Below are 7,514 nucleotides of genomic sequence, written 5' to 3'. Positions count from 1 at the left end.
GGGCCCTCGCGAGTTTGGCCTCGAGTGCACGTTGGCGCGCCGGGAAATCCGCGATGCTCATCTCGCGATTGCTCACGGCGAGTGATTGACGGGCCAGTTCCTGCTCGGCGATATCCAGGTCGGTCTGAGAGCCGACACGCTGTTTGGTGAGCTGCGAGGCGCGCTCCACGCCGTCTTGTGCGATACCGAGCAGCTTGCGCTCTTGCTCCAGCGCGGCGAGATCGGTCTCATGCCCGGTGCGCTCGCTCTGGATCTGAGCCTCCAACTCGTCGATCTGGGCCCGGGCTTGGGCGAGACGAAAGCTGAAATCGCGCGGGTCAAGCTCGACCAGGAGCTGCCCGGCCTCCACCCGATCACCTTCGCGCACCAGCACCCGAGCGACACGCGCCTGCGCCGAGGCCGCCGCTCGCAGAAGATCCGGCGTCTGAACACTCCCGTAGAGCTCGAGCCCCGGCGAGAGCCGGCGCGGCTCGACCGTCTCGGCCTCGATCCGCCAGACGCGCTCGACGATCTCCTCCGGCGGACGCTCCGGGCGGGTCTGCTTGAGGTACACAAAGACTCCGAAACCGACGGCGAGGATCAGGACGGGCAACAAGAACTTGGTCAGGCGCTTCACGGTGACTCGCGGGGTGACTGTTAGGGTGGCTAGTGTCGGGGCGCACCCTGTTCAAAGCAACTCGCCCGGCTTAAGTCGCCCAGCTCAAGTCGTCCGGATCGAGTCGCTCGGATCAAGTGGCTCGGATCAAGTCGTCAGCCGCCGCTGTAGTCGAAGGTGATCTCTTCGTCGACCGCGATCGCGCGGCGGGCGTAGAGATCGAAGCCGTCGAGCTCGGCGTTCGGGTCGTCGCTGTGGTTCAGCCAGCGCAGGAGGTTGCGCACCTCGCGACCGGTGAGGACGTTGCCCTCGGCATCATAGGTCCAAAGCACGTAGGTGCCGTCTCGGTCCACCTCGGGGCCTTCGAAGGTGCCGATGAAGTCGCCGCTGCGAAACGCGATCTTGGCGAAGCAGCCTTGACCGTGAATCGGGGAGGCCGCGCGGTAGACACGCGTGCGCAGCAGGTCGGCGGCGGAGGATGGCCGGCCCATCGCGGCCGTCGCCTTGTGCCGATGCGCCGACTCAACGGCGCTTGGCGTTGGCGAAGGCATCCGCCATTGTGCCGCCGACCGGGGCCTCGGCCGCAGCCGGTGCCTTGGTCCGTGTCGCACCTCGGCCGTCGGATGCCGGGCGTGCCTCGGCCGAGCGCCCGGGCCGACCCGGCGGGGTGTGTGCCCTCGGGCGCGGCTCTCGCCCCTGCGAGCGGCTGTCGGCGGTATCGCCGGCCGCACGCTCGGGCGCGACATCCCCCAGACGCATGCTGAGCGCAATCCGTTTGCGCACGAGATCGACCTCCATCACCTTCACCTTCACGAGGTCGCCTGACTTCACCACCGCATGCGGATCCTTGACGAAGCGATCGGCCAAGGCGGAGATGTGCACCAGACCGTCCTGATGGACCCCGACATCCACGAAGGCGCCGAAGTTGGTCACGTTGGTGACGGTTCCCTCCAGGATCATGTCGGGTTTGAGATCCTTGATTGTCTCCACGCCCTCCTTGAGCTGAGCGGTCTTGAACTCGGGGCGTGGGTCGCGGCCGGGCTTCTCCAGCTCGGCGAGGATGTCCTTGACGGTGGGCAGGCCGAAGCGCTCGTCGGTGAAGCGGGCGGGATCCAGGCGGCGCAGGCTCGCGCTGTCGCCGATCAGAGCCGTAATGGGTTTGCCGGTTTCCGCAAGGATGTTGCGCACCAGCGGATAGGCCTCCGGGTGAACGGCAGACGCGTCCAGCGGCTCGTCGCCGTCGCGCACGCGCAGGAAACCCGCACTCTGTTGGAACGCCTTCTCGCCGAAGCGGGGGACCGCCATCAAACGTTTGCGGTTGGCAAAGGCCCCGTTGGTCTCGCGAAACTGGACGATATTCTCGGCCAGGGTGCGGTTGAGTCCCGAGACTTGTGTCAACAGCGGCACGGAGGCGGTGTTCAGATCCACCCCGACGGCGTTTACGCAGTCCTCCACCACAGTATCCAGGGCACGCGCGAGTCTGGGCTGATTCACGTCGTGCTGGTACTGACCAACACCGATCGCCTTGGGGTCGATCTTCACCAGCTCCGCGAGCGGATCCTGCAGCCGGCGTGCGATCGAGACCGCACCGCGCAGCGACACATCCAGCTCGGGCAGCTCCTTGGAGGCGAATTCGGAGGCAGAGTAGACCGAGGCGCCCGCCTCGCTCACGACGAGCGAGCGCAGACCCAGCTCAGGGTGTCGCTGGATCAGCTCGCGCACCAGTCGGTCGGTCTCGCGCGAGCCGGTGCCGTTGCCGATGCTCACGAGCTTCACCCCGTGGTCCTTCGCCAAGTGGGCGAGCCGCGCGATCGAGGCATCCCACTGGTTCTTCGGCACATGGGGATAGATGGTGTCGGTCGCCGCCACGCGCCCGGTGCCGTCGACGATGGCGACCTTCACGCCGGTGCGCAGTCCGGGATCCAGCCCGAGTGTCGCAAGCCGGCCCGCCGGGGCCGCCAGCAGGAGCGCCTTGAGGTTGAGCCCGAAGACGCGAATCGCCTCCTCCTCGGCCGCTTCCATCATCCGCCCCTTGAGCTCCAGGTCGAGCCGTGTCAGCAGCTTGATCCGCCAGGTCTTGCGAACCGTCTCGATCAGCCAGTCGTCGCCGGGGCGCCCGGCCTGCCGCACCCCGAAGCGCGATGCGATCAGGCCGCGACAGACGGCGTCCGGATCATCGCCCTCCCCGGCCAGCAGCTCCAGGTGCAGGACGCCTTGGTTACGCCCACGGAACAAGGCCAGCGCACGGTGCGACGGAATGCGTGAAAGCGGCTCGCGATAGTCGAAATAATCCGAGAACTTATTGCCCTCTTCTTCCTTTCCGGGCATCACCTTGGAGACCAGAATGCCCTGCTGCCAGAGGTGATCGCGCAGACGCCCGGTCAGCTCCGGATCCTCGGCGAAACGCTCCATCAGGATCTGACGCGCACCCTCCAGGGCCGCTGCGATATCCTCGTCCCCCTTGGTCGCATCCACATAGGCCGCCGCGCGCGATTCGGGCGACGCGCTCGGATCCGCGAGCAGCGCATCGGCCAGGGGTTCGAGCCCCGCCTCTCGCGCGATCTGGGCCTTGGTGCGCCGCTTGGGCTTGAACGGCAGGTAGAGGTCTTCGAGGCGCTGCTTGGTCTCGGCGCCGACGATCTCGGCTTGGAGCTCCGGCGTCAGCTTGCCCTGCTCCTCGATGCTCTTGAGCACGGTCGCGCGACGCTCGTTCAGATCGCGCAGATAGACCAGGCGTTCTTCGAGCAAGCGTAACTGGATGTCATCCAGCCCCCCCGTGGCCTCTTTGCGATAGCGCGCGATGAAGGGCACGGTCGCGCCCTCGTCGAGCAGTCGGATGGCGGCCTCGACCTGTTCGGGTCGAGCGGCAAGCTCCTGGCTGAGGGTCCGGGTGATGTCGGTCATGCGCGATAGGTTCCGATACGGCGGATCAAGATGGATAGCGTCGGGAGCATACACCCACGACGCGAAGGGCGCAGGCGCTCAGGGCGGCGCCAGTCGACAGGTATCGCCGTAGACGGCCATGATCTGCTTGAGCTCGCGCAACAGGGTTCGGCACTCCTCCTCGCTCAGATCACGCGTCTCGGGCAGCTGCACCCTGGCCTCCAAGGCGGCGATATCTTGCCTGACCTGATTGCAACCTTTCGTGCACACCGCCTCGATGCGCGTATCCACACGACACTGCTCATGAGTCTGCAAGGCCCTGGCCTCCGGCGGAGAGCGAGATGGTCCGATAGACAGGCGTAGACCCAAAGAGACCGGGCGCCTGTTTGTCGAGGTATTGCCGATTATAGGAAGATGACGACGGAGGTCACAACGCATGTCGACGCAACGACAGGATGAAGACGGCGCAATGACGGCCCCGACGACGATCGAATGGACCGTCGGGCCGAGCCGTTGCGAGATCCGATCGGGTGCGCTGCATCTATGGCGAATCCGCACGGATGCGGATGGGATCGAGCTCGCGCACGCTCTGAGCCTGCTCGGGGAGCGCCAGCGCGCCCGCGCGGCGCGGATGCGCCATCTGCCCTATCGCGAGCGCTATGTCCGCGCCCATGCCGGACTGCGCGAGATCCTCTCACGCTATCTCGACGCTCCGCCGGGGGCGCTTTGCTTCGAGTATGGACCGGCCGGCACGCCCGCGCTTGCCGGCGCAGCGGTGCCGCTTTCATTCAATCTGACGACGACCGGCGATCTGGCCTTGGTAGCCCTCTGCCCCGGGGTCGGTCCGAGGAGCGATGTGGGAGTGGACTGCGAGTGGATCCGCCCGCGGCACAGCATCGAGGCGGTGGCGCAGCGGATGTTCGCGCCCGAGGTGGTGCGGGCCCTCGAATCGGCTCCGCAGGACCAGCGCATCGCCCGCTTCTACCGTGCCTGGACCGCACTCGAGGCGGATGCGAAGGCCGACGGCCGCGGACTCTTCCGGCCCCGACCCGCCGGCGCACAGCCGCCGGCGGTTCTGCATTGCATCCCGGAGACCGGCTATATCGCTGCGGTCGCACGATCGGCGCTGCCGCCGGTGCCGGACTGGTCGACGTTCGATCTGCTGCCGCAGGTATGGTCGGCGCCTGCCGGAGCGTCGTCGATCGGTCGATGAGATCGCGGAAGCATCGATCGCGGGGAAAAGGCCGGCACGCCGCGTATAATCCGCGCCTTCAATCCCGAGGAGCGCGGTTCGTTGGATACCATTCAGATCGTCTTACTTGCGTTCGTCCAGGGCATTACGGAGTTCTTGCCGATTTCGAGCTCGGGACATCTGATCCTGACACCGCTCCTCTTCGGCTACGAGCTGCAGAGTCTCGCCTTCGATGTCGCGTTGCATCTCGGTACGCTCGCCGCGGTGATGCTCTATTTCAGGCGCGAGATCGTAACCATGACGATCGCCGTGTCGCAGTCGTTGCGCACACGCCGATTCGACGCGCCCAATGCCCGTCTCGGCTGGATGATCATCCTCGCCACGCTGCCGGTGGTCGTCCTCGGCCTGCCTCTGAAATCGGTGCTCGAGGTGCTGCGCGAAGACGCGACCCTGGTCGCCCTGGTGGTTGCGGCGACCAGCATCGGTTTCGGGTTGCTGCTCTGGTGGGCGGACTTCAGCGGAAAGCGCGCTCGCGACGAGTACAGCCTGGGCTGGAAGGCGGCCCTGTTCGTCGGCGTCATGCAGGCGATCGCGATCATTCCGGGGACCTCGCGCTCGGGCATCACCATCACGGCGGCGCTCATGCTCGGGCTGACCCGCAAGGCGGCTTCGCGCTTCTCGTTCCTGCTCGCGATCCCGACCATCATCATGGCCGGCGGTCTGGAAACGCTCGATCTGCTGCAGGCCGGCGAGCCGGTCGACTGGATGTCGCTGTTGCTCGGCGCGGCCCTTTCGTTCGTCTTCGCCTACCTAACCATTCATTACTTCCTGAAATTCATCGAACGCATCAGCATGCTACCCTTCGTCATCTACCGGGTGCTGCTGGGCGCCGTGATTCTGATGCTGGTATGGTGACCATCCATGAGTCTGGAAGCCGAAATCGCGACAACCCTGACCTCGGGGATCGCGAGCCTGCAGCCGATTCTCGATCGCTACGGACTCTGGGCACTGTTTGTCGCCTGCATGGCCGAAGGCTTCGGGATCCCACTGCCGGGACAGACCCTCTTGATCGCCTGCGCGCTCTTGGCCGCGACCGGGAAGATGGACATCGTCGTTGTCCTGATCGTCGCTTGGACCGCGACCCAGCTCGGCGACATCATCGGCTATCTGATCGGACGCTTCGGGTTGAAGGGGCTGCTCAAACGCGCGTCCAAGCACCGCGAGCGCCTGGATAAGGCCGAGGCGGCCTTCGCACGTTGGGGGATCGGGTTGCTGGTCGTCGCACGCTTTCTCGACGGGTTGCGTCAGACCAGCAATATCGCAGCCGGGGCGCTGCAGATGCCTTGGTGGCGCTTCCTCACGGGAACCATCCTGGGCACCAGTCTTTGGGTCGGCGCCTTCGGGTTCGGGGCCTACACCCTGAAGGAGGACTTCCAACGCATCACCGATTTCATCGAGCCGCTCAGACCCTATGTCCTCGCCTTCTCGGCGGTCTTGATCCTGGCGTTCATCTGGTTCCTGTTGCGCCGCAAATCGGCCGGCCAACGCGCCTGAGCCGCATTCGCGCCGCCGCGTCCTGACCCAAGCACCACCAACGGGGGCGTAAGCATGGTCAATCCCCAGCCACCGGACGCCCTCGGGATGACTCGGCCGGAGTACGACGGCGGCGGCATCGTCAATCTGATGAGCAGCATCATCCAGGCCCGCGGCGGGCGATCCGACGCCCCGAGCCTGCGCGATCTGCCGACGGACGAGCTGGCGCAAGCCACCAATCTGATCCTCCTGATCATCGACGGTCTCGGAGCCGATTGGCTCGGCAAACGTTCACCCGACGGGATCCTGAGCCGAGCCCGGCGCGCGACCCTCACCTCGGTCTTCCCCTCGACGACGGCGGCGGCCATCCCGACCTTTCTCACCGGAGAAGCACCGTCGGCACACGGCCTGACCGGTTGGCACACCTATTTCGGCGAGCTTGGATGCGTGATGACGGTGCTGCCGGGCACGCCGCGCTTCGGCGGTGTCCCTTATCGAAAGGCTGGGATCGATCCGGTGAAGCTCTTCGGGACCACACCGATCACCGATCGGATCGCCACCCGAAGCATCCTGGTCTCGCCGGTGCACATCGCCCGATCGGACTTCAACCGGGCACATCTCGGACGGGGCGAGCTGGTCACCTTCAAGGGATTGCGCGATATGTTCGTGCGAACCGCGGCGGTTCTCCGCGGCTGGGGGCGGCGTCGACGCGAACCGAAGTACCTCTATCTGTATTGGCCGAGATTGGATGCCATCGGTCATGAGCAGGGCATGGAGAGCCCCGCCGCCTTGGCCCACCTTCGCGAGATCGAGCAGGAGATCGCATCCTTCATGCACGAGATCGCCGACACGGACAGCCTGCTGCTGGTCAGCGCGGATCACGGGCAGTTGGATACGCAGCCCACGGATGCGATCGATCTCGCCGATCATCCCGAGCTTGAAACCCATCTCTTACTTCCGCTGTGCGGCGAGCCACGCGCGGCCTTCTGTTATCTGCGATCCGGCCATGCGGACGCCTTTCGTGATTATTGCAGCGATGTCTTGGGGGAGCGAGTCGACTTGGTGGCGAGCGCGCAGCTCGTCGAGGAGGGGTATTTCGGCGCCGGTCGACGGCACCCGCGTCTATTTGAACGTGTCGGGGACGTCTGTCTACTCCCGAAGGGCAACGGCGTCATCCGACAGTGGCTGCCATTCGAGCAGCCACACCGGCAGGTCGGGGTCCACGGCGGGCTCAGCGCCGCCGAGCTTCAAGTCCCTTTGTGTCTTCTGCGCACTTAAACCGGGCCAGCTCCGAAGCTCGTCGGAGCTGGC

The 7,514-nt window shown here is 65.8% G+C and carries 8 protein-coding genes; 4 read left to right on the top strand and 4 right to left on the bottom strand.

Going from position 1 to position 7,514, the window contains the following annotated elements; all coding sequences use genetic code 11:
- The 4 genes from VLR48_RS02435 to VLR48_RS02420 form a co-directional block, all read right to left on the bottom strand.
- Positions 1-616 (bottom strand): biotin/lipoyl-binding protein (locus VLR48_RS02435; protein ID WP_325290255.1); only part of this gene is annotated, 616 nt, incomplete at its 3' end.
- Between the two features lie 134 nt (positions 617-750).
- A complete protein-coding gene (locus VLR48_RS02430) occupies positions 751-1,086 on the bottom strand; it encodes an SET domain-containing protein (protein ID WP_325290254.1) in 336 nt (111 codons plus the stop codon).
- A 31-nt stretch (positions 1,087-1,117) separates the two neighbouring features.
- Positions 1,118-3,499, bottom strand: a complete 2,382-nt coding sequence (locus VLR48_RS02425) for a Tex family protein (RefSeq protein WP_325290253.1) — start codon at positions 3,497-3,499, stop codon at positions 1,118-1,120.
- Between the two features lie 78 nt (positions 3,500-3,577).
- Positions 3,578-3,793 carry a hypothetical protein gene (locus tag VLR48_RS02420; RefSeq protein WP_325290252.1) on the bottom strand — a complete coding sequence of 72 codons (216 nt, stop codon included), beginning with the start codon at positions 3,791-3,793 and terminating at the stop codon, positions 3,578-3,580.
- 121 nt (positions 3,794-3,914) lie between these two features.
- Between VLR48_RS02420 and VLR48_RS02415 the strand changes: the two genes are divergently transcribed.
- The 4 genes from VLR48_RS02415 to VLR48_RS02400 all read left to right on the top strand — a co-directional run bounded on the left by VLR48_RS02415 (position 3,915) and on the right by VLR48_RS02400 (position 7,481).
- Positions 3,915-4,691 (top strand): 4'-phosphopantetheinyl transferase family protein, encoded by a 777-nt coding sequence (locus VLR48_RS02415; protein WP_325290251.1) that lies wholly within the window; start codon positions 3,915-3,917, stop codon positions 4,689-4,691.
- A gap of 81 nt (positions 4,692-4,772) precedes the next feature.
- Complete coding sequence (locus VLR48_RS02410; RefSeq protein ID WP_325290250.1) at positions 4,773-5,585, top strand: undecaprenyl-diphosphate phosphatase; 813 nt, start codon at positions 4,773-4,775, stop codon at positions 5,583-5,585.
- A 6-nt stretch (positions 5,586-5,591) separates the two neighbouring features.
- Positions 5,592-6,224, top strand: coding sequence for a DedA family protein (locus VLR48_RS02405; protein ID WP_325290249.1), 633 nt, complete (start codon positions 5,592-5,594; stop codon positions 6,222-6,224).
- Positions 6,225-6,311: 87 nt separating this feature from the next.
- On the top strand, positions 6,312-7,481 hold the full coding sequence (locus VLR48_RS02400; RefSeq protein WP_325290248.1) for an alkaline phosphatase family protein: 1,170 nt from the start codon (positions 6,312-6,314) through the stop codon (positions 7,479-7,481).
- Positions 7,482-7,514: the final 33 nt, after the last annotated feature.

The organism is Thiocapsa sp., assembly GCF_035467215.1.
GTDB lineage: Bacteria > Pseudomonadota > Gammaproteobacteria > Chromatiales > Chromatiaceae > Thiocapsa.
The sequence above is the reverse complement of the archived record's forward strand: the minus strand, read 5'-3'. Positions and strand labels throughout refer to the sequence as shown.

What these genes read in the sequence shown, in the direction of transcription:
- VLR48_RS02405 (WP_325290249.1), top strand. Translation starts at nt 5,592, where the DNA reads ATGAGTCTGGAAGCCGAAATCGCGACAACCCTGACCTCGGGGATCGCG.
- VLR48_RS02415 (WP_325290251.1), top strand. Translation starts at nt 3,915, where the DNA reads ATGTCGACGCAACGACAGGATGAAGACGGCGCAATGACGGCCCCGACG.
- VLR48_RS02425 (WP_325290253.1), bottom strand. Translation starts at nt 3,499, where the DNA reads ATGACCGACATCACCCGGACCCTCAGCCAGGAGCTTGCCGCTCGACCC.
- VLR48_RS02430 (WP_325290254.1), bottom strand. Translation starts at nt 1,086, where the DNA reads ATGGGCCGGCCATCCTCCGCCGCCGACCTGCTGCGCACGCGTGTCTAC.
- VLR48_RS02400 (WP_325290248.1), top strand. Translation starts at nt 6,312, where the DNA reads ATGACTCGGCCGGAGTACGACGGCGGCGGCATCGTCAATCTGATGAGC.